The 20,744-nt window shown below is 68.6% G+C and carries 18 protein-coding genes; 8 read left to right on the plus strand and 10 right to left on the minus strand.

The features are described 5' to 3' along the window. Nucleotides 1-20: 20 nt before the first annotated feature. The 4 genes from I4U41_RS02015 to pcp are packed head-to-tail and all read left to right on the plus strand — an operon-like array spanning nucleotide 21 to nucleotide 3,115. Nucleotides 21-776 (plus strand): 5-oxoprolinase subunit PxpA, encoded by a 756-nt coding sequence (locus I4U41_RS02015; protein ID WP_206859320.1) that lies wholly within the window; start codon nucleotides 21-23, stop codon nucleotides 774-776. Continuing rightward, a complete protein-coding gene (locus I4U41_RS02020; RefSeq protein ID WP_242524966.1) occupies nucleotides 773-1,507 on the plus strand; it encodes a DUF969 domain-containing protein in 735 nt (244 codons plus the stop codon). Before I4U41_RS02015 ends, I4U41_RS02020 begins: the two co-directional genes overlap by 4 nt. After that, entirely contained in the window at nucleotides 1,494-2,459 is a 966-nt protein-coding gene (locus I4U41_RS02025) for a DUF979 domain-containing protein (RefSeq protein ID WP_206859323.1), read from the plus strand. The genes I4U41_RS02020 and I4U41_RS02025 overlap by 14 nt, the downstream gene beginning before the upstream one ends. Continuing rightward, nucleotides 2,456-3,115 (plus strand): pyroglutamyl-peptidase I, encoded by a 660-nt coding sequence (gene pcp / locus I4U41_RS02030; RefSeq protein ID WP_206859324.1) that lies wholly within the window; start codon nucleotides 2,456-2,458, stop codon nucleotides 3,113-3,115. The genes I4U41_RS02025 and pcp overlap by 4 nt, the downstream gene beginning before the upstream one ends. Nucleotides 3,116-3,191: 76 nt before the next feature. Here pcp and I4U41_RS02035 read toward each other — a convergent pair whose 3' ends face one another. The 4 genes from I4U41_RS02035 to apbC all read right to left on the minus strand — a co-directional run bounded on the left by I4U41_RS02035 (nucleotide 3,192) and on the right by apbC (nucleotide 6,481). Beyond that, the gene (locus I4U41_RS02035) at nucleotides 3,192-3,971 is read right to left on the minus strand and encodes a M48 family metallopeptidase (protein ID WP_206859326.1); all 780 of its coding nucleotides are present in this window, start codon (nucleotides 3,969-3,971) and stop codon (nucleotides 3,192-3,194) included. A 146-nt stretch (nucleotides 3,972-4,117) separates the two neighbouring features. After that, a complete protein-coding gene (locus tag I4U41_RS02040; protein ID WP_206859327.1) occupies nucleotides 4,118-4,618 on the minus strand; it encodes an RDD family protein in 501 nt (166 codons plus the stop codon). Between the two features lie 75 nt (nucleotides 4,619-4,693). After that, entirely contained in the window at nucleotides 4,694-5,266 is a 573-nt protein-coding gene (gene dcd / locus I4U41_RS02045; protein WP_206859328.1) for a dCTP deaminase, read from the minus strand. 132 nt (nucleotides 5,267-5,398) lie between these two features. Then, the gene (gene apbC / locus I4U41_RS02050) at nucleotides 5,399-6,481 is read right to left on the minus strand and encodes an iron-sulfur cluster carrier protein ApbC (protein ID WP_206859329.1); all 1,083 of its coding nucleotides are present in this window, start codon (nucleotides 6,479-6,481) and stop codon (nucleotides 5,399-5,401) included. A gap of 168 nt (nucleotides 6,482-6,649) precedes the next feature. Between apbC and I4U41_RS02055 the strand changes: the two genes are divergently transcribed. From I4U41_RS02055 to rnfB, 4 genes are all read left to right on the plus strand, one after another. Next, the gene (locus tag I4U41_RS02055; RefSeq protein WP_206859331.1) at nucleotides 6,650-9,475 is read left to right on the plus strand and encodes a TonB-dependent receptor plug domain-containing protein; all 2,826 of its coding nucleotides are present in this window, start codon (nucleotides 6,650-6,652) and stop codon (nucleotides 9,473-9,475) included. A 137-nt stretch (nucleotides 9,476-9,612) separates the two neighbouring features. Beyond that, on the plus strand, nucleotides 9,613-10,047 hold the full coding sequence (locus I4U41_RS02060; protein WP_206859333.1) for a DUF2147 domain-containing protein: 435 nt from the start codon (nucleotides 9,613-9,615) through the stop codon (nucleotides 10,045-10,047). 206 nt (nucleotides 10,048-10,253) lie between these two features. Further along, entirely contained in the window at nucleotides 10,254-12,347 is a 2,094-nt protein-coding gene (metG, locus tag I4U41_RS02065) for a methionine--tRNA ligase (RefSeq protein WP_206859337.1), read from the plus strand. Between the two features lie 91 nt (nucleotides 12,348-12,438). After that, on the plus strand, nucleotides 12,439-12,840 hold the full coding sequence (gene rnfB / locus I4U41_RS02070) for an Rnf electron transport complex subunit RnfB (protein WP_206859338.1): 402 nt from the start codon (nucleotides 12,439-12,441) through the stop codon (nucleotides 12,838-12,840). A gap of 103 nt (nucleotides 12,841-12,943) precedes the next feature. On the opposite strand, the gene I4U41_RS02075 is transcribed toward rnfB, so the two are convergent. The 6 genes from I4U41_RS02075 to I4U41_RS02100 all read right to left on the minus strand — a co-directional run bounded on the left by I4U41_RS02075 (nucleotide 12,944) and on the right by I4U41_RS02100 (nucleotide 20,721). Next, the gene (locus tag I4U41_RS02075) at nucleotides 12,944-13,981 is read right to left on the minus strand and encodes a TraB/GumN family protein (RefSeq protein WP_206859340.1); all 1,038 of its coding nucleotides are present in this window, start codon (nucleotides 13,979-13,981) and stop codon (nucleotides 12,944-12,946) included. A gap of 16 nt (nucleotides 13,982-13,997) precedes the next feature. Further along, nucleotides 13,998-14,906 carry a DUF1684 domain-containing protein gene (locus I4U41_RS02080; RefSeq protein WP_425492501.1) on the minus strand — a complete coding sequence of 303 codons (909 nt, stop codon included), beginning with the start codon at nucleotides 14,904-14,906 and terminating at the stop codon, nucleotides 13,998-14,000. Nucleotides 14,907-14,942: 36 nt separating this feature from the next. Next, complete coding sequence (gene mutL / locus I4U41_RS02085) at nucleotides 14,943-16,799, minus strand: DNA mismatch repair endonuclease MutL (RefSeq protein WP_206859344.1); 1,857 nt, start codon at nucleotides 16,797-16,799, stop codon at nucleotides 14,943-14,945. Nucleotides 16,800-16,987: 188 nt separating this feature from the next. Further along, on the minus strand, nucleotides 16,988-18,646 hold the full coding sequence (locus tag I4U41_RS02090) for an N-acetylmuramoyl-L-alanine amidase (protein WP_206859345.1): 1,659 nt from the start codon (nucleotides 18,644-18,646) through the stop codon (nucleotides 16,988-16,990). 87 nt (nucleotides 18,647-18,733) lie between these two features. Continuing rightward, nucleotides 18,734-19,210, minus strand: a complete 477-nt coding sequence (tsaE, locus tag I4U41_RS02095; protein WP_206859346.1) for a tRNA (adenosine(37)-N6)-threonylcarbamoyltransferase complex ATPase subunit type 1 TsaE — start codon at nucleotides 19,208-19,210, stop codon at nucleotides 18,734-18,736. After that, complete coding sequence (locus I4U41_RS02100; protein ID WP_206859347.1) at nucleotides 19,207-20,721, minus strand: NAD(P)H-hydrate dehydratase; 1,515 nt, start codon at nucleotides 20,719-20,721, stop codon at nucleotides 19,207-19,209. Before I4U41_RS02100 ends, tsaE begins: the two co-directional genes overlap by 4 nt. Nucleotides 20,722-20,744: the final 23 nt, after the last annotated feature.

Here is a 20,744-nt window from a genome sequence, read left to right on the forward strand (position 1 = left end):
GGCCGCGCGATCCCAAGCACGTGGGCACGCGCATCGACTTCAATTGCGACTTGGGCGAAGGCTGCGGCGACGATGCGGCCATCCTTCCGCACGTGACCTCCGCGAGCATCGCCTGCGGCGGCCACGCGGGCGATGATGCATCGATGCGCGAAACGCTGCGCCTGTGCCGCGCGCATGGCGTTGCGGCGGGCGCGCATCCTTCGTACGAGGATCGCGAACACTTCGGCCGGCGCGCGCTCGACGTGCCGCCCGGCGACGTGGCCCGCATGGTGCGTGGGCAGGTGCGACGCCTGCGCGTCATCGCGCAGGAGGAAGGCGTGCCGCTCGCGCACGTCAAACCGCATGGCGCGCTGTACAACGTCGCGGCGGACGATCGTGCCGTCGCCGACGCGATCGCCGCGACCGTCGCGGACATCGATCCGACGCTGGTGCTCTATGCCTTGTCGGGCTCGGCGCTGGCGGAGGCCGGCATCGCACAGGGGTTGCGCGTCGCGCATGAAGTCTTCGCCGAACGCGGCTACGACGCGCGCGGGCGGCTGCGTCCGCGCGGCACGCCCGGCGCGGTGATCGATGCGCTGGACGACTCCATCGCGCAGGTGCGACGCCTTGCGCTGCACGGCGAAGTGCTGGCCGACGATGGCCGCGTCGTGCGCCTGCGCGCCGACACGCTGTGCCTGCACGGCGATCGCGCGGACGCGGTGCAGTTCGCACGCGCCGTGCGCGAGGCGCTGGAAGCCGACGGCATCGCGGTGCGCGCGTTCGGAGCCACCGCATGAACGAAGCGATCAACTACTGGCCGCTGATCGGCGTCGCATGGGTGGTGGTCGGCTTCGTGCTGCGCGCCAATCCGGTGATCGTGGTGGTCAGCGCAGGGCTGGTGAGCGGTCTGCTGGCCGGCAAGTCGATGGGCGAACTGCTGGCGCTGCTCGGCGAAAGCTTCGTCTCCAACCGCGCGCTGCTGATGTTCGCGATGACGCTGCCGACCATTGGCCTGCTCGAACGCGCCGGCCTGCGCGAGCACGCGCTGCGCTGGATCGAAGGCTGGCGCCGGCTCACGCTGTCGCGGCTGCTTGCGGGCTACCTCGCCGCGCGGCAGGGCCTGAGCATGCTCGGCCTGATCGACATCGCCGGCCACGCGCAGACCGTGCGACCGCTGCTCGCGCCGATGGCGGAATCCGCTGCGTCCAAGCCGAACGGCGCGATCTCGCGCGACGACACGCAGAAGGTGCACGCGCTCGCCGCGGCCACCGACAACGTCGGACGTTTCTTCGGCGAGGACGTGTTCCTGGCTTTCGGCGCGGTGCTGCTGATCCAGGGCTTCTATGCCGAACACGGGATACACCTGGAGCCGTTGCAGATCGCGTTGTGGGCGCTGCCCACCGCCATCGCCGCGTTCGTGATCCACGCCGTGCGCATCGTGTTCTTCCAGCGCGGTCTCGATCGCCGCACCGCCGCGCACCGCGCCGCACAAACCAGCGGGAGCGCGCACGCCGATGCTGTCGATTGAACACTTCTACCTGCTGCTCGCGCTGTTCCTGCTGTACGCGGGACTGCGCAACCTGCGCGAGCGCCGTTTCGCGCACGCGGCGTTCTGGACGCTGCTGGCGGTGCTGTTCGCAGCCGGAAAACCGGTGCTCGATGCATCGAAGGACGGCGACCGCTTGCCCGCGCAGGTGGCCGGCGCCGCCGTGATCGCGCTCGCACTGCTCGCCACGCGCATGCGCCGCGAACCGATCGACGAAGCACCGCACGCGCAGCGGCTCGCCTCGGCGCAGCGGCTGCGCCACAAGCTGTTCGTGCCGGCGCTGATCATTCCGGTCGTCACGGTGTTGATCGTGCTGTTCGGGCCGGAACTCGCGTTCGGCGCCACGCCGGTGTTCGGCGAAGGCAGCATCACGCTGATCGGGCTGGCACTGGCGTGCGTCGTCGCGACGTTCGCGGCGATGCTGGTCACGCGCGAGCGCCCCATCGCCGCGCTCGGCGAAGGCCGCCGGTTGCTCGACACGATGGGCTGGGCGGCGCTGCTGCCGATCGTGCTGGCGACGCTGGGCGGCGTGTTCGCGGCGAGCGGCGTCGGGGACGCGGTGGCGTCGATCGTGTCGATGCTGATCCCCGCCGACAGCCGCCTCGCCTGCGTGCTGGCCTACGGGCTCGGGATGGTGTTGTTCACGGTGATCATGGGCAACGCGTTCGCGGCGTTCCCGGTGATGACGGCCGGCATCGGCCTGCCGCTGCTCATCCAGCAGCACGGCGCCGCACCGGCGATCCTGGGCTCCATCGGCATGCTCACCGGCTACTGCGGCACGCTGATGACGCCGATGGCGGCGAACTTCAACCTCGTTCCGGCCGCGCTGCTGGAACTGGACGATCCGAACGGGGTGATCCGCGCGCAGTTGCCGACGGCCATCCCGCTGCTGCTGGTCAACCTCGCCCTGATGTACTGGCTTGCCTTCCGATGAGCGCGAATCCCCTCCCGCACGTGCTGCTGACCGGCTTCGCGCCGTTCGGCGGCGAAGCGACCAACCCGAGTTGGGACGCCGTGCAGGCGCTGGAAGGCGAGATCGTCGCCGGTCATCGCATCGTCGCGCGCTGCCTGCCGGTGGAGTTCGAGGCATCGCTGCACGCGCTCGCGCAGGCGCTGGACGAGCTCGCACCGACGCTGGTGATCTGCGTCGGACAGGCCGGCGGACGCGCGCAGATCTCGCTGGAGCGCGTGGCGATCAACGTGATCGACGCGCGCATTCCCGACAACGCGGGCGCGCAACCGATCGACGAGCCGGTCGCTGCGGATGGACCGGCGGCGTATTTCACCGGATTGCCGGTCAAGGCGATGCTGGCGGCGCTGCGCAATGCGGGATTTCCCGCGGAGATTTCCCAGACCGCCGGCACGTATGTGTGCAACCACGTGTTCTACGGCCTGATGCACGCGCTGCGCGAGCGGCCCGGCGTGCGCGGCGGCTTCGTGCACATCCCCTACTCGCCCGCGCAGGCGGCACTGCATGCCGGTGCGCCGAGCCTGCCGGCGACGGTCGTCGCGCAGGCGTTGCGGCTTGCGGTGGGGATCGCGCTCACGATCGAGCGCGACGTGCGGATGGGCGGTGGCGCCACGCATTGAGCAGCAGTGCGTGAGGAGGAGCGAGGAGTGGGCGTCGTTCGTGCCCACCCACGCCCCGTTTCTCGCTCCTGACGCGTCACTTCTTCCGCGCGATGTACTTCTGCAGATGCGTCACGCGTTCCTGCGAAGCCGGATGGTCGTCGAGGAAGGACGTCTTCACCTTGCCGTCCTGCGCGGCGAGCTTCTGCATCCCGCGCACCGAGGCGTTCGGGTCCATCTTGTGGCGGCGCAGGAAATCCGCGCCGTATTCGTCCGCCTGCGTTTCGTTCGCGCGGCTGAACTTCGCGTTGACCGCCGCCTCGCCGATCGCGCCGATGTCGGACGCCGCCAGCTTGCCGACCGCGCCGCCCATCGCGGCCACGCCCTTGCGCGCGGCGCTGGACAGGTACGCGGCGCGGTAGTGTTCCTTGCTGTGGCCGTGCTTGACGTGGCCGATCTCATGGCCGATGACCGACATCAACTCCGCGTCGTCGGGCATCAGGTCCATCAGGCCGGCGAACACGCGCACCGAACCGTCGGGCACGGCGAACGCGTTGACGTCCTTCACCAGGTACACCTTGAAGTTGAGCCGCAGGCCGTCCTCGCCTTCCATGCCCTGCGAGAGCCTGGCCAGGCGCTTCGCATAGGCGTTGCCGGCGGGTGCGACCGGGTTTTCCTTGTCCATCTGCGCGACCGATTTCGCGCCCAGTTCGACGACCTGCGCGTCGGTCAGCGTGAGACCGGTGATCGCGGTGGTGCCGGCGTCCTTCAGGCCCTGGCTGCCGAGCAGGTCGGCGAGCTTTCCGGCGCTGGCGCTCCCGGCCATGCACAGCAGGCCGGCCATCGTCAGGGCGAGTCGTGTCGTGTTGCGTGTCATGCGGCGTCTCCATCGCGCGGGGATCGCGCGTCGGGCGGATTTTCGATCGTGCGCGCGGCCCGCCCCATCGGAGGAATCCGAATGGCGCAGGAAAAAGGCCCGCAGTGCGGGCCTTCGGATTTCCCGTTACCTCGACGGCAACGACGTCAGTCCGCTTCGACCACGCGCGTATCGGCGACGAGGTCGTGAATGCAGCGACGGTCCGAACGGAAGATGAAGAGCACGTTTACGATGCTCAACACGCCGCCCACCAGCGGCACCAGGCCGATGCCGTTGGAGAACAGGTAGCGGCGTCCCATCAACACGCCCAGGCCGGGCTGCTGCCCGTCCATGTCGACGATGCGGATGCCGACCACTTTCTTGCCCCAGGTCTGCGCGCTGGCGTTGAGCGGCACGAACTGGATGGCGAAGAACAGGACCAGGCCGAACAGGCCCCAGCCCAGCTGCGTCATCAGCCCTGCGCCCTGCGCGAGCGCGGTGAAATACCCGCCGTAGATCATGATCGGGATGAACACCGCGAGGGCGATGAGGCCGTCCACGATGGCCGCGGCGAGACGCTTGCCGCGGCTGGCGGGCACGAGCCCGTCGGGCGGCAACACGTCGGCGACCTGCGCCTGCGGGCGCTGGTAAGGATTGTGCTGTTCCACTGCGATTTCCCCTTCGAGTGAATGTGCGTTGCGTTGGCCGGCTTCCCCTGGTGCACCGCCGCCGGCCGGGGGCGGTCAGGTGCGCGGCAGCGTGACGCCGGTCTGGCCCTGGTACTTGCCGCCGCGATCCTTGTAGGAGGTGTCGCAGACTTCGTCGGACTGGAAGAACAGCATCTGCGCCACGCCCTCGTTCGCGTAGATGCGCGCCGGCAGCGGCGTGGTGTTGCTGAATTCGAGCGTGACGTGGCCTTCCCATTCCGGCTCCAGCGGCGTCACGTTGACGATGATGCCGCAGCGCGCGTAGGTGCTCTTCCCCAGGCAGACGACGAGCACGTCGCGCGGGATGCGGAAGTACTCGACCGTGCGCGCCAGCGCGAAGGAATTCGGCGGAATGATGCAGACGTCGCTTTCGATGTCGACGAAGCTGCCGTTGTCGAAGTGCTTCGGGTCGACGATCGTGGAGTTGATGTTGGTGAACACCTTGAACTCGCGCGAGCAGCGCACGTCGTAGCCGTAGCTGGAAGTGCCGTAGCTGACGATGCGGTGGCCGTCCGCCGCGGTCTTGACCTGACCGGGCTCGAACGGCTCGATCATGCCGTTGGGCTGCTCGGACATGCGGCGGATCCAGCGGTCGGACTTGATGCTCATGCGGTTGGCGCGGCTCGGGCGTGGGAAGGGGGATTGTGCCGGAAAAGCAGGAACGAGTGACGAGGCATGGGAAACGCGAGGAAAAGCCGGGCTTTCCACTCGTTTCCGTTCCTCTCCCTCGCTTCCGGTCCCTTACACCAGCGAGGCCGAAAGCGGCGTCGCCACCCGCGGCCGGCGGGCCAGTTCGACCGCCATGCGCAGCGCCGTGGCGCGATACGCCGCGGCGGCGGCGCTCGCCGGCGCGGCGACGACCACCGGCGAGCCGGCATCGCCCTGCTCGCGGATCGCGATCTCCAGCGGCAGGCTGCCCAGCAGCGGGACGCCGTACTGCTCGGCCATGCGACGGCCGCCGCCCTCGCCGAAGACGTGCTCGGCGTGGCCGCAGTTCGAGCACACGTGCACCGCCATGTTCTCCACCAGGCCCAGCACCGGCACGTGGACCTTCTCGAACATCTTCAGTGCCTTGCGCGCATCCAGCGTCGCCACGTCCTGCGGCGTGGTCACGATCACCGCGCCCGCGACCGGGATCTTCTGCGCCAGGGTCAGCTGGATGTCGCCCGTGCCCGGCGGCAGGTCGACGATGAGGTAATCCAGGTCCCCGCTGAGCGAATGGCCCCAGCGGGTCTCGCCCAGCAGCTGGGTGAGCGCGGAGGTCGCCATCGGGCCGCGCCAGATCATCGGCGTGTCCTGGTCCACCAGCAGGCCGATGGACATCGCTTCCACGCCGTGCGCCTGCATCGGTTCGATGGTCTTGCCATCCGGGCTGTCCGGGCGGCCATCGAGGCCGAGCATCGTCGGGATGCTGGGGCCGTAGATGTCCGCATCGAGCACGCCCACGCGCGCGCCCTCGCCCGCCAGCGCGAGCGCCAGGTTCACCGCCGTGGTCGACTTGCCCACGCCGCCCTTGCCCGATCCCACCGCGATGAGGTTGCGCACGTTCGGCAGCGGCGAAAGATTCGGCTGCACCGCATGCGAGGCGATGCGCGGATGCAGGTCGAGCCGCGTCAACGCCAGTCCTTCGTCGGCGAGCAGCCGCTGCACGTCCGCTTCGAGCCGCGGACGCAACGACGCGCACGGGAACCCAGGGACGATTTCTACCACCGCGCGGCCGTCCGCCACGGCGACGCGAACGCGCGCGTTCGCGTCATTGAGCGAGAGGTCCGCATCGAAAACGCGGAGCGCGCCGATGCGCTGCTCCAGAAGCTGATTGATCACGTCGCAACCTTCTGTTTTGCCAGTTATGGCGACAAGGAAAACGCGGCTAATTTCCCGTTAAGCACATGTTACGGTCCGATGACCGGGCCATGACGAGGGATACGAGTCCGGAATGAACGGAAGCACGTGCCTGCTCTCTCCTTGACGTCCATTTAGGGGTTCAACCAGATGCCAGTATCCAACAATCGGCTGCGCCGCAGCCGACTGAGCACCGCTTTGCTCGTCGCATCGCTCATGCCCGTCGCCGGCGTGGCGATGGCCCAGGAAGCCGGATCCGCCACCGACCTCGACAAGGTCACGGTCACCGGTTCGCTGATTCCGCAGACGCAGATCGAGAACTTCACGCCGGTCACCGTGATCTCGGCCGAAGACATCCAGATGCGCGGCTTCACCAGCGTGTCGGACGTGCTGCAGCAGTCCACGTTCCAGACCGGCGGCCTGCAGGGCGGCCAGACCTCGGCCTCGTTCACGCAGGGCGCCGAAGCGTCGGGCATGTTCGGCCTCGATCCGGGCTACACCAAGTACCTGATCAACGGCCGCCCGATGGCCAATTATCCGGCCCTGTACAACGGTTCGGACACCTTCAACAACATCAGCGGCATCCCGGTCGACCTGGTCGAGCGCATCGAGATCCTGCCGGGCGGCCAGTCGTCGCTGTACGGCTCCGACGCGATCGCCGGCGTGGTGAACGTGATCCTGAAGAAGAACGTCGACGGCCTGTCGGTGAACCTGCGCGGTGGCGCGTACAGCGACGGCGGCGGCGACAGCTTCCGCGTCAGCGTGTCCGACGGCTTCACCAGCGCCGACGGCCGCCTGAACCTGATCGGCGGCCTGCAGTACGAGACCCGCGATCCGATCTGGGGCTACCAGCGCGACCTCACCAAGCAGTACAACCCCAACGGCTATTCCGCCGCTGCGGCCAGCCGCGACTACGTGGTGATCAACGGCTCGGCCGGCAACTCGTACCTGTTCCTGGATCCGGCCAACTGCGCGAACGTGACCGGCCAGTTCGGCGGCACCGAGGGCCTGCAGTCGCGGCCGAACCTCGGCCAGTACTGCGGTTCGTTCAGCACGCCGGGCTACCGCACGCTGCTCAACGGCAAGGAAGCCACGCAGATCTACGGGCATGGCACGTACGACCTGACCGACAACGTCCAGCTCTACGCCGACGTGCTAACCAACCACGAGGACGTGGAGTACGCCACCGGTTCGGGCTACACCTGGTGGGGCACCAGCGCGAAGTACGGCTACTACTACGATCCGGACCAGGATGCGTTCCTGAACCTGCAGCGCGCGTTCTCGCCCGAGGACATCGGCGGCCAGGGCTTCAAGGACATCATGAACACCGACCGCAACCGTTCCTACCAGGTCACCCTGGGCGCGAGCGGCATGTTCGGCAGCAACTGGGACTGGGACGTCGGCTTCACCCGCACCGAGTACAAGCTGACCGAGCACCAGTGGGTCCGCTTCGCCGACGCGATCGACAACTACTTCCTCGACCACGTGCTGGGCCCGCAGCTGGGCACGGAAAGCGGCTATCCGATCTTCCGTCCGAATTACGCGGCCTTCTACACGCCGATGTCGCCGTCCGACTTCGCCAGCTTCACCGGCTTCGTCGACACGCGCAGCAAGACCACCGACAACACCCTGCGTGCGCAGCTGACCAACTCGGCGCTGTTCTCGCTGCCGGGCGGCGATGCCGGCCTGGCGGTGGTGGTCGAGGGCGGCACGCAGAGCTGGGACTACACGCCCGACGCGCGCCTGATGCAGGATCCGGAGACGCTGGAATCGGAGATCTGGGGCCTGACCTCGGTGAACGGTTCGGGCGATCGCGACCGCTATGCGGTGACCGGCGAACTGCGCCTGCCGCTGTGGGAGCCGCTGACGGTGACGGTGTCCGGCCGCTACGACGCGTTCAAGGTCGCCGGCCAGACCATCGACAAGCCCACCTACAGCATCGGCGTGGAATACCGTCCGGTCGAAAGCTTCCTGCTGCGCGGCAAGTACGGCACGGCGTTCCGCGCGCCGACGCTGTCGGACGTGTTCCAGGGCCTGAGCGGCTACTACAGCTCCGACACCGATTACTACCGCTGCTCGCTGGAAGGCTACACGCCGGGCAACACCCAGGACTGCGCGTACGACAGCACGCAGTACTTCGGCCAGCAGTCGGGCAACCCGGACCTGCAGCCGATCGAGGCCGACGTGTGGAACGCCGGTTTCGTGTGGGCGCCGATCAACAACCTCTCGTTCTCGATGGATTACTTCCACTGGGACATCCGCGACGAGGTCGACCAGCTCAGCAGCGACCAGCTGCTGCTGGCCGAGTACTTCTGCCGCACCGGCCAGGCCAACACCGCCTCGGCCAGCTGCGACAACGCCCTCGCCTGGGTGACCCGCGGCGCCAACAACGAGATCCAGCAGATCTACACACCGAAGATCAACGTCTCGCAGCAGAAGCTGGAAGCGGTCACCGCCAGCCTCAACTACGTGCTGGACATCGGCAAGTGGGGCTCGCTGGCCTTCGCCGGCAACTACACCAACAACCTCAAGCACACGGTCACGCCGCTGCCGGGTGAGGACGAGATCGACCTGCTGCGCGATCCGTACTACATGTGGGTGTACGACGCCTATGCGAAGACCCGCGCCGACGCGTCGGTGGGCTGGAACATCGGCAAGCTGACCACCACCGTGTACGCCAACCGCATCGGCAAGACGCCGAACTACGTGGCCTACGCGACCGGCTCGTGGGACGACGAGATCAACGGTGCGCGCGCCGGCTGGTTCGCGCCGTACTCGACCTACAACCTGACGTTCAACTACGACGCGACCGACAACATCCGCCTGTCGCTCCTGGTCAACAACGTCCTCGACAAGACGCCGGAAGACCAGGCGTCGAACTTCCCGGGCACGGAGGACACGCCGTACAACAACTACCTGTACAGCGCGTACGGCCGCTCCATGTACGTGGAGATGCGCTACAACTTCGGCAAGTAAACGTTTCGCTTCGCGAAGTCCCGGACCCCGCCGCGAGGCGGGGTCTTTTTTTGCGTGCGGCAGGCGTCCGGGACGGGGTTCCGTACGCCATCGGATGCGGTATAACTGGGCGGAATTCGATCCCTGGGAGGGGACACATGCGCACCAAGTTGCTCACCCTGTTGTTGCTGGCCCTGCCGCTGGGCGCCTTCGCCCAGACCTCGCCCGTGGGCCAGTGGACCACCATCGACGACAAGACGCAGAAGCCCAAGTCGGTGGTCGAGATCTACGAAGCGAAGGACGGCAGCCTCGCCGGCCGCGTGACGGAGATCCTCCAGTCCGATCGCGGCCCGAACCCGGTCTGCGACAAGTGCTCCGGCGAGCGCAAGAACAAGCCGGTCAAGGGCATGGTGATCCTGTGGGGCATCAAGCAGAAGGGCGAGACCTGGGAAGGCGGGCAGATCCTCGACCCGGCCAGCGGCAAGGTCTATTCGGTCAAGGTCACCCCGGTGGACAACGGCAACAAGCTGGAAGTGCGCGGCTTCATGGGCTTCTCGCTGCTGGGCCGCACGCAGACCTGGAACCGCCGCTGACGGCGCTCCCGGCTTCGACGAACGCCCCGGCATGCCGGGGCGTTCTGCTTTTGTGGGCCGGGCTGGATCGACGGCCGCATCCGGGAAGCCACCGTCACGTTTCCCCGGGGGCGCTTCGCTTACCCGGGCTACAAAGGCCCGTGCGTCGTCGGGGGCGTGCGACGCGCATGCGATAATCCCCGGCTCTCTTCGCATTCCGGTCCCCCATGTCCCGCGAGTTCGTCGTTTCCTGCGCCCTGCCCTACGCCAACGGGCACCTGCACCTGGGCCACCTGGTCGGCTACACCCAGGCCGACATCTGGTGCCGCGCCCAGCGCATGGCCGGCCACAAGGCCTGGTACGTGTGCGCCGACGACACCCACGGCACGCCGATCATGCTCGCCGCCGAGAAGGCCGGGCAGTCGCCGGAAGCCTTCATCGCCGGCATCCAGGCCAGCCACGAGCGCGACTTCGCCGATTTCGGCGTCGCCTTCGATCATTACGACTCGACCAATTCCGAACGCAACCGCGTCCTGACCGAGGCGATCTACGCCAAGCTCGACAACAACGGCCACATCGCGCGCCGCTCGGTCGCGCAGCTGTACGACCCGGTCAAGGGCATGTTCCTGCCCGACCGCTACGTGAAGGGCATCTGCCCCAACTGCGGCACGCCCGACCAGTACGGGGACAACTGCGAGAACTGCGGCGCGACCTACTCGCCGACCGAACTGAAGGAACCGCGCTCGGTCATCAGCGGCGCCACGCCGGAGCTGCGCGAGTCCGAACACTTCTTCTTCGAGGTCGGCCAGTTCGCCGGCTTCCTGCGCGAATGGCTCGCCGGCGACGTCGCGCTTCCCGGCGTGAAGGCGAAGCTCCAGGAATGGCTGGACGCCGAGGGCGGCCTGCGCGCGTGGGACATCTCGCGCGACGCGCCGTACTTCGGTTTCCAGATCCCCGGCCATCCGGGCAAGTACCTGTACGTCTGGCTGGACGCGCCGATCGGCTACCTGTCCAGCTTCCAGGCGCTGTGCGAGCGCGAAGGCCTGGACTTCTGGTCCTACCTGCGCCGCGACAGCCCGGCCGAACTGCACCACTTCATCGGCAAGGACATCGTCAACTTCCACGGCCTGTTCTGGCCGGCGGTGCTGCACGGCGCGGGCTTCCGCGCGCCGACGCGGCTGCACGTCAACGGCTATCTCACCGTCGACGGCGCCAAGATGTCCAAGTCGCGCGGCACCTTCGTCATGGCGCGCACCTATCTCGACGCCGGCCTCGATCCCGAAGCGCTGCGTTACTACTACGCCACGAAGTCGGCCGGCAGCGTCGACGACGTCGACCTCAACCTCGAGGACTTCGTTCAGCGCGTCAACTCGGACTTGGTCGGCAAGCTCGTGAACATCGCGAGCCGATGCGCCGGATTCATCGGAAAGTACTTCGACGGCCAGCTTTCCACCGAACGGCCATTGGAGGACAGCGAGGAAGCGGCACTGCTTCGTCACATCTACTCCCTGGCAGACGACATCCCCGCAAAATACGCCGAAGACGATTTCGCCGACGTAGCACGCACCGTCATGATGCTTGCCGACCGGACGAACGAGTACATCGCGCGACGCGCGCCATGGCAGCTGGCGAAGGACGAATCCAGGCGATCAGAACTGCAGATCGTCTGCACGACTGCGTTGAACGCGTTCCACGTATTGAATGCATGCCTGAAGCCGATCGTCCCGGAAATCGCTTGCCGCGGCGAGCAGTTCCTCAACAAGCCAGTGCAGCATTTCCATGAACTGAATTACTCGCAGCTCCTGCTCAATCACAGGATCAACGAGTACACCCCGCTGTTCACCCGCATCGACCCGAAACAGATCCAGACCATGATCGACGCTTCCAAGGATTCGCTGGCCCCGAAGGCCGACGCCAGGACTGAAACCACCGCCAAGGCCGAACCCAAGGCCGCCGCCGCACCGGCGCCTGCCGCGGGCGATGCCGCACCGACCATCGGCATCGACGACTTCGCCAAGCTCGACCTGCGCGTGGGCAAGGTGGTCGCGTGCGAATTCGTGGAAGGCTCCGACAAGCTGCTGCGTTTCGAACTCGACGCCGGCGAGCTGGGCACGCGCCAGATCTTCTCCGGCATCCGCGGTTCCTACGGCGAACCGGAAAAGCTCGTCGGCCGCAGCGTCGTGTTCATCGCCAACCTCGCGCCGCGCAAGATGCGCTTCGGCACCAGCGAGGGAATGATCCTGTCGGCCGGTTTCGACGGCGGCTCGCTGCACCTGCTCGATGCGGATGCAGGCGTGCAGCCGGGGGCGCCGGTGCGCTGAACGACCAGGAACGAGTGATCAGGAGTGAGAAGCGAGTGACGCCGGCACTCCTACTCGTTTCTCGTTCCTCTCCCCTCGTTTTTTCCCGCTCATGGACCTGACCGAACGCCTCGACCGCCTGCTCCCGCAAACCCAATGCGGGCAGTGCGGCTACGCGGGCTGCCGTCCTTATGCGGAGGCGATGGCGCGCGGCGAGGCGGAGGTCGACCGCTGTCCGCCCGGCGGCGACGAGGGCGCGCGTGCGCTCGCGAAGCTGCTGGACGTGCCGGCGAAACCGTTCGACCGGACGCGCGGCGAACACAAGCCGCCACAGGTGGCGCTGATCGTCGAAGCGGACTGCATCGGCTGCACCAAATGCATCCAGGCGTGCCCCGTGGACGCGATCGTCGGCGGTTCCAGGCACATGCACACCGTCATCGACCCGCTGTGCACCGGCTGCGAGCTGTGCGTGCCGGCGTGCCCGGTGGATTGCATCGTGATGGTGGCGGCGTAGGCGTTCGCCCCCGAAAAGTCATCCCGGCGAAGACCGGGAGACGCTGGGTGAACCGGGATGAGCTGGGTGAAGTGAACGCCCCGGAAGCGCAGGAGAAACAGCGTTACCTCGCCGACGCGTTCGCAGGCGCGCCTTGCGTCGCCCCACCCGCAGGCGCTGCTTCCGGCACGCACACCGAGCACACGCGCTCCACCGCATAGCCCTTCGCGCGCAACTTCTCGACCACGCCATCCTCGCCGAGCAGGTGCAGCGCGCCGACGACCACCAGCGTGTCGCCCTTCTTCTGTCCGTCGAGCATCTGCTGGATCTGCGGCACCCACGCGTCGTTGCGCTCGACGTTGACCATGCGGTACGTCTCGGGCGTTTTCTCGCGCATTTCCTCGCGCGTGAGCGTGTCCAGCCGCGCGAGGTCGCCGTCGCGCCACGCGTTGTGCAGGTCGCTGAGCATGCCGGGCATTTCCATGGGCTTGTCGAGGAATTCCTTCAGCGACTTCACCTGCTCGTCCATCGGCGTGGAATCGAGCACGCTCAGCTGCAGGTCGATCGACTCCAGTCCGCCGGTCGCCTTTCCGCTCGCGCGCGCCTGCTGCATCAGCACCTGGTCCAGGCCCTTTTCCTGCTGGAAGCCCATCTGCTGCGAGATGCCCAGCATCAACGAGAGGTTCACGAACCACGGCTCGTACGCGTCGAACTGCGCGATGGATTCGTCGTAACGGGCAAGGATGCGGTTGAACTTCTCGCGCATGGTCGGCGGCAGCACCTGGCTGAGCGTGCGTCCATCCGCATAGCCGGCGGCGGCGAGGAATTTCTGCCCCGTCGCCGGATCCAGCAACTGCTCCGGCGGCACTTCGAAAACGACCTTGTCGGCGCTTGCGAACGCCTGGTCGATGTCGGACGAGAGCGGGTAATCGTCGGCCTTGAGCAGGTGGAACGAGCCGAGCAGGTACACCGCGTTGTCGCGATCGGACACCTTCCACAGCAGCGGCACCGGCGGCGCCTTTGCCGTCGCGGTGGCGACGCCTGCGCCTGGTGCGACCGGAGCCGGCTGCGACGGCGAGCGCGCCTGCTCGACAGCGAGGGCCATCGACATCAGGCCCGCGGCAGCGAGGAGCGAAAGGCAGAGCAGCTTCAGGCGGCGCATCGGGTGGTGGTCCGGATCAGGGAGCGGAGTGGGCGTAGGTCTTCTCGCCGGCCTGGATCGCCACGTCCAGCCGGTTTTCCGGCGGCGGCAGCGGGCAGGTCGCGAACGGGGTGAACGCGCACGGCGGATTGTGCGCCTGGTTGAAATCGAGCACGACGGTGCCGCCCACGCCGGGCTTGGCGACGTCGAGGAAGCGTCCGGCCGGATAGCTGCCGTGTCCGCTGGTGCGATCGGCGAAGACCAGGAACAGCGTGTCGCCGCCCTCGTCGAGCGCTTCGATGCGGAAGGTCTTGCCGCCGTGCTGGAACTCGATCGCGCCCGGATTCGGCACCGCGTCGGTGGTGCCGATGATGTTGGCGATCTCCAGCGTCTTGCCCGCCGGATGCGGCACGAAGCGGCCTTCCACGCGCCAGTCGGCGCTGGTCGGCCAGTACTCGATGCCGCGGAAGCCGGTGCGCGTGGGCGCGTCGGCGTGCTTCACGCGCAGCAGGTAGCGATCGCCGCGCTTGATCACCGTCGCCACGCCCTTGCCTTCATCGAACGCGATGACGCTGGGCCCGGCCGGCGCGTCGTCGGCGCGCAGGAACGTCTCGCCGGTGAACGGCTGGCCATCGAGCGTCATCGCCACGCCCTTCTCCGCGACGAAGCGGATGCCGCCCTTGCCCAGGTCGATCATGCCCAGGTGCGCCGGACCGACCGCCAGCTTGATCCCGTTGCCGGCGGAAGCGCCGACGTAATGCGCGCCCGGGTCGATCCAGTGCAGCCCGACCAGACTGGTCCAGCCGTCGGGCCGGGTCAGCTCGGCGATGCGCGTCTGGCGCACCACGTCCAGCTCGCGCTGGAAGGCCACCTGCGCCGCCTTCGCCTGTTCGGCGCTCGCGGCATCGTCCCGGCCTGGCCCGCAGGCGGTGATCGCACCCAGCATCATGAGGATCAGTGCCCCCTTCGCGACTGAAGCCATTCAACGTCCTCGCAGGAACCAGCGGTCGATGTCGGGCAGCGTGAACCGCGCCCAGGTGGGACGGCCATGATTGCACTGGCCGGAGCGCTCGGTGATTTCCATCTCGCGCAACAGGGCATTCATCTCGGGCAGAGTGAGACGCCGGTTCGCGCGCACCGCGCCGTGGCAGGCCATCGTCGCGAGCAGTTCGTCGCGCGCGGCGGCGACGCGGCGGGATTCGCCATGTTCGCGGAGGTCGGCCAGCACGTCGCGCAGCAGCGCCTCGACGTCGCCGTGCGCGAGCAGCGCCGGCACCGCGCGCAAGGTCAGCGACTGCGGGCCGCTGCGGGTCACTTCGAAGCCGAGTTCGGCCAGCGTCCGCGCCTCGCGTTCGGCGACTTCGGCCTCGCGCTCGGATACCGCCAGCGTCGCCGGGACGAGCAGCGGCTGCGTGCGCAGGCCTTCCCCGTCGTGCGCTGTCTTGAGCTTCTCGTAGCCGATGCGCTCGTGCGCGGCGTGCATGTCGACGACGATCAGGCCTTCCGCGCTCTCGGCGAGGATGTAGATGCCATGCAATTGCGCGATCGCATAACCGAGCGGCGGCAGCGTGGCGTCCTCGCCGTGCGGCAACGTCGCCGGTTGCGACACCTGCGCGAACGACGGCGCCACCGCGGTCGCGGCCCCGCCGCCGTACAGCGCCGCGTAACCGGCGCGGGTGTCCGCCACCTGCATCGGCAGCGGCGACTGCGTGGCGCGATCGAGATACCCGTAGGCCGGCGCCGCGCTGGCATGACCGCCGAATGCGGGCGTCGCCACCGCGTCGTTCGCCGGCATGCCGGCGACGCCCGCGACCGTGCCGGCGCGCGTTTCGGCCAGCGCGTCCTGCAGGGTGCGGTAGACGAAATCGTGGATCAGCCGCGCGTCGCGGAACCGCACTTCGTGCTTGGCCGGATGCACGTTGACGTCGACGCGGCGCGGGTCGAGTTCGAGGAACAGCACGTACGCCGGCTGGCGGCCGTGGAAGAGCACGTCGGCATACGCCTGCTTGATCGCGTGCGCGATGCTGCGATCGCGCACCGCGCGGCCGTTGACGTAGAGGTATTGCTGGTCGGCGCTGGCGCGGTTGTAGGCGGGCTGCGCGATCCACCCGTGCAGGCGCAGGCCGGCGCCGGCGTGTTCGACGCGCAGCGCGTTGCGGGCGAATTCCTCGCCAAGCGCTTCGTGCAGGCGCACTTCGGACAACAGGGCCTGCCCCGGACCGGATCCGGGGTCGCCCTCGCCTTTCCAGCGACGCGACGGCTTGCCGTTGTGCGAGACGCGCAGTTCGACGTCCGGACGCGCGAGCGCCAGCTGCCGCAGCCATTCCTCGATGTGGCCGAGCTCGGTGCGCTCGGCCTTCAGGAACTTGCGCCGCGCCGGCACGTTGAAGAACAGGTCGCGCACCTCGACCGTCGTCCCCGGCGGGTGCGGCTTCGGCATGACCTCGCCGGGACGGCCGCCGTCGATTTCCAGCGTCGCCGCGCGATCGCTGCCCACGCGGCGCGAGGTGAGCGCGAAGCGGCTGACCGAGGCGATCGAGGGCAGCGCCTCGCCACGGAAACCGAGCGTCGCCACGCCTTCCAGGTCGTCGAGCGAGGCGATCTTGCTGGTCGCGTGGCGCGAGACCGCAAGCGGCAGTTCGCCGGGCTCGATGCCCTTGCCGTCGTCGCGGATGCGGATCAGGCGGACGCCGCCTTCTTCCAGGTCGATGTCGATGCGGCGCGCGCCGGCGTCGAGCGCGTTCTCGACGAGCTCCTTGACCACCGAAGCGGGACGCTCGATGACCTCGCCGGCGGCGATCTGGTTGATGAGGGTGTCGGGGAGCTGGCGGATCGTCACGGCTGGGCGAAGCGGTCCGGAATCGCGGAAGAATCGCCACGCATGATAGCCGACGGCGCCGCCCCGCTCGCCGTGCCGGACGGAAAAAAACCTGCGGAACGCTGGGCCCGCCTTCGATACGGATCAACGTCGATGGGGCGGATACGGCGAGGCGTGTCCGCGCTTTCAGGTCCGATTGGATCCGCGGCTCAGAGGCTGCCGCCGCTCGCTTCGCCACCCGATGCGTACTGCGCGTCGGCGCGCGCCGCGTAGAGCGTGCCCGGCGGCGGTTGGCGGGTGAAATAGGTGTTGACGCCATCCAGCACCGCACGCGCGAGCTTGCGCTGGTGGCCGGGATCGTTGAGCCGCTTCTCTTCTTCGGGATTCGAGATGAAGGCGGTTTCGACCAGCATCGCCGGCATGTCGGACGTGCGCAGCACGGCGAAGTTGGCGCGCTCGATGTTCGGCTTGTGGTTGTTGCCCACGCGCTTGAGGCCGTCGAGCACATGGCCGGCGGCGTCCTCGGAGGCCTTCATGTGGCCGCTCTGGGTAAGGTCGAGCAGCACCGAGGCCAGCGTGTTGCTGGTCTGCTCCAGGCGCACGCCGCCGATGAGATCGGACGCGTTTTCCTTGTCGGCCAGCCAGCGGGCGCGCTGCGAGGACGCGCCCTTGAGCGACAACACGTACACCGACGAGCCGCGCGCGGCGCGGTTTTCCGCGGCGTCGGCATGGATGGAGATGAACATGTCCGCCTTGGCCGCGCGCGCCAGCTGCGCGCGACGCGGCAGCGGGATGAACACGTCGGTGTCGCGCGTGAGGTAGGCCTTCAGGCCCGGGGTGGCGTTGACCTGCCGCGCCAGTTCGCGGGCGATCGCCAGCGTCGCGTCCTTCTCGCGCTTGCCCGACGGGCCGATCGCGCCCGGGTCCTGCCCGCCGTGGCCGGCGTCGATGGCGATGACCAGCGGACGCATGCCGCGACCGCGCATCACGTCCTTCATCGTCTTGACCGGCGCCTGCTTCGCGGGCGCTTCGGCTTCGGCTGCCGTCGCGTTACCCGACGCGGCCAGCGCCGAACCTGGCATGGGCGTCGGTACGCCGGTGGCGATGCGGGTCGGAACGCCGGTGGCGATGGTGGTCGCGACGGGCGGCTTCGCCGGCGCGATCGTGTTCTGCGAAGCCGTCGCCGGCAGCAGCGTGGCTGCGGACGCGATCGGCGTGACGCTCGGCATCGCCGACGGCGGAACGGTCGCGGCGGACGCCGGCGCGGCGGACGGCGTCGGCGCGGCGGTGCTCTCGTTGCGCGCGACGATCTCGGTGATCAGGCGCGTCGTCGCCGCCGACGAGGCGGCCGGGTCGAACTTCGGTGCCAGGGATTCGGCCGGCGGTGCGGCAGCGGTTGCGACCGCCGGCGCGACGGCAGCGGGCTGCGCGGGCGCGGAGGCGACGGCCGCGGCGGACGAAGCGCCGTCGCCCGGCCATTCCAGCACCAGGCGCGGACCGTCGCCGGCCTGTTCGATGCGCGGCTTGAGCACGGCGACCGGCTGGGCCAGATCGAACACGATGCGGGCCGTCCCGGGCGTCGGTTCGCCGGTGCGGACCGACTTCACCACGCCGACAGCGGACGGCAGACGCAGGCCGCGGGCCAGCGCGGAGGACGGAAGGTCGATGACGAGGCGATCCGGCCCCTTGAGGCTGATGACCTTGAATTCGGCGGCACGGTCCAGGGCGATTTCGGCGCGGGTGCCGGTGGCGCCGTCGCGCAGTTCCAAGCCCTTGATTTCACTGGCGTGGGCGAGATTCCAGGCCAGCGCCGCGAGCAGCGCGAGGCCGAGCAGGCATTTCTGGACGGTGGCGGCCTTGACACGCATGGCCGGTAGTCAAGCACCGCGATATTAAATTTGCAAGCACTTTTCCCTTACGAATCCGGCACCTGGCGACTTTTCCTGCAAATCCGTTCAGGAGTCGCCTGCAACTTCGTGCCCCGAAGACACCCGCCCGGCCCAGGCGTCGCCGACCGGCGAGCCCGGGTGCAGGCGGGCGATCCGCCCCGGTCCACGCATGGACAGCTCGACGGTCAGGTCCGGCGCCGGCAGCGCACCGACGCCCCGCTCCGGCCATTCGACCAGCCACAGCCGCACTTCCGCGCCGTCGAGACCGAGGAATTCCAGCTCGCCAGGATCTGCGATGCGATAGAGATCCAGATGCCACGCCTCGCCGCCATCGGCCAAGGGATAACGTTCGACCAGCGTGTACGTCGGACTGCGGATCGCGCCCTGCACGCCAAGCGCGCGCAACAACGCCCGCGCGATCGTCGACTTGCCCGCGCCCAGGTCGCCGTGCAGATGCACCACCGCCTGCGCGGGACGCGTCAACGCCAGGCGCGCGCCCAACGCGTCGGTGGCATCGGCATCGGGCAACCACAGTTCGGTCATCGCATCGGCTCCGGGACGTACGGTTCTGGATTGGCGAAATGCCGCAACCACGGCATGAGATCGCTGGGAAGCAGCCCGCGTTCGCCGCCGTCGTGCGCGGCGGCGTCGCCCGCCGCCGAATGCAGCAGCGCGCCGCACGCGGCGGCATCGAAGGCGTTCAGCCCCTGCGCGCGCAGTGCGGCGATCACGCCGCTGAGCACGTCGCCCATGCCGCCGACCGCCATGCCGGGATTGCCCGCGCCGATCACGCGCGGCGTTTCGTGCGCGGCGGCGACTATCGTGCCCGCACCCTTGAGCACGACCACGCACGCATAGCGATCGCACAACGCACGTGCGGCGGCGAAGCGATCGCGCTGGATGTCGGCGGTGTTCGCATCGAGCAGGCGCGCTGCTTCGCCCGGATGGGGCGTGATCACCGCATCGGCCGGCAACGCGAACGGGCGCGTCGCCAGCAGGTTCAACGCATCGGCATCGAGCAGCAGCGGCTTTCCGCTGGCGATCGCGCGCTCGTACAGCGGCAGGCTCCATGGGCCCTGCCCGAGCCCGGGGCCGAGCGCGACCGCATCCGCGCGATCGAGCGCGGCATGCAGCGCATCTGCATCGCCGACGTCGTGCGCCATCGCTTCGGGCAATCGCGCGAGCAGCGGCGCGACGTGACGTTCGCGCGTGGCGGCTTCCACCAGTCCCGCACCGCTGCGCAGTGCCGCTTCCGCGCAGAGCATGATCGCGCCGCCGCTGCCGTGATCCCCGCCAATGCACAGCACGCGGCCGTTGCGGCCCTTGTGGCTGTCGCGCGGACGCGGCGCGAGCCAGCGCGGCAGATCGGCGGCGGCGAGGCGTTCGGCGATGGCGGCGACGCCGTCGAAATCGGCGGGTCCGAGATCGAGCGATGCGAGCGCCAGCGTGCCGGCATGATCGAGCGCGACACCGGTGCGCAACCCGGCTTTGGGCGCGATGAATTCGATCGTGCGCGCGGCGATCACCGCCTCGCCCGGCGCGCCGCCACGATCGGCATCGATGCCGCTGGGAACGTCGAGCGCGAACACCGGCGCACGGCTCGCGTTCATCGCGGCGATCAGCGCCCGCGTCGCCGCATCCGGCGCGCGTGCGAAGCCGATGCCGAACAGCGCGTCGATGACGACGTCGCACGGCGGCAAGGCGTGGTCGAACATTTCGTTCGCGCCGCCGCATTGCGCGTATTCATCGGCGGCACGGCGCGCGAGCTCGCTTCGCGGAGCGTGTTCAGGCAGACGGACGACGCGCACGTCGCGTCCGGACTCGCGCGCGTGGCGTGCGAGCACGTAACCGTCTCCCCCGTTGTTGCAGGGGCCGCACACGACGACGATCCGCATCGCCTGCGGCCAGCGCATGAGGAGATCGCGCCATGCGGCCTGGCCGGCGCGGCGCATCAGTTCGAACCCGTCGCCCAGGCGCTGCGTCGCGTGTGCCTCCAGCCGTCGCAGCGCGGCGGCGTCGAACAGCGCGTGGGAGGGATGGGCGGCGTGGGCCATCGCGCGATTCTATACTTGGCATG

Origin of the sequence: Lysobacter changpingensis (assembly GCF_017308985.1) — a bacterium.
Taxonomy (GTDB): Bacteria; Pseudomonadota; Gammaproteobacteria; order Xanthomonadales; family Xanthomonadaceae; genus Lysobacter_J; species Lysobacter_J changpingensis.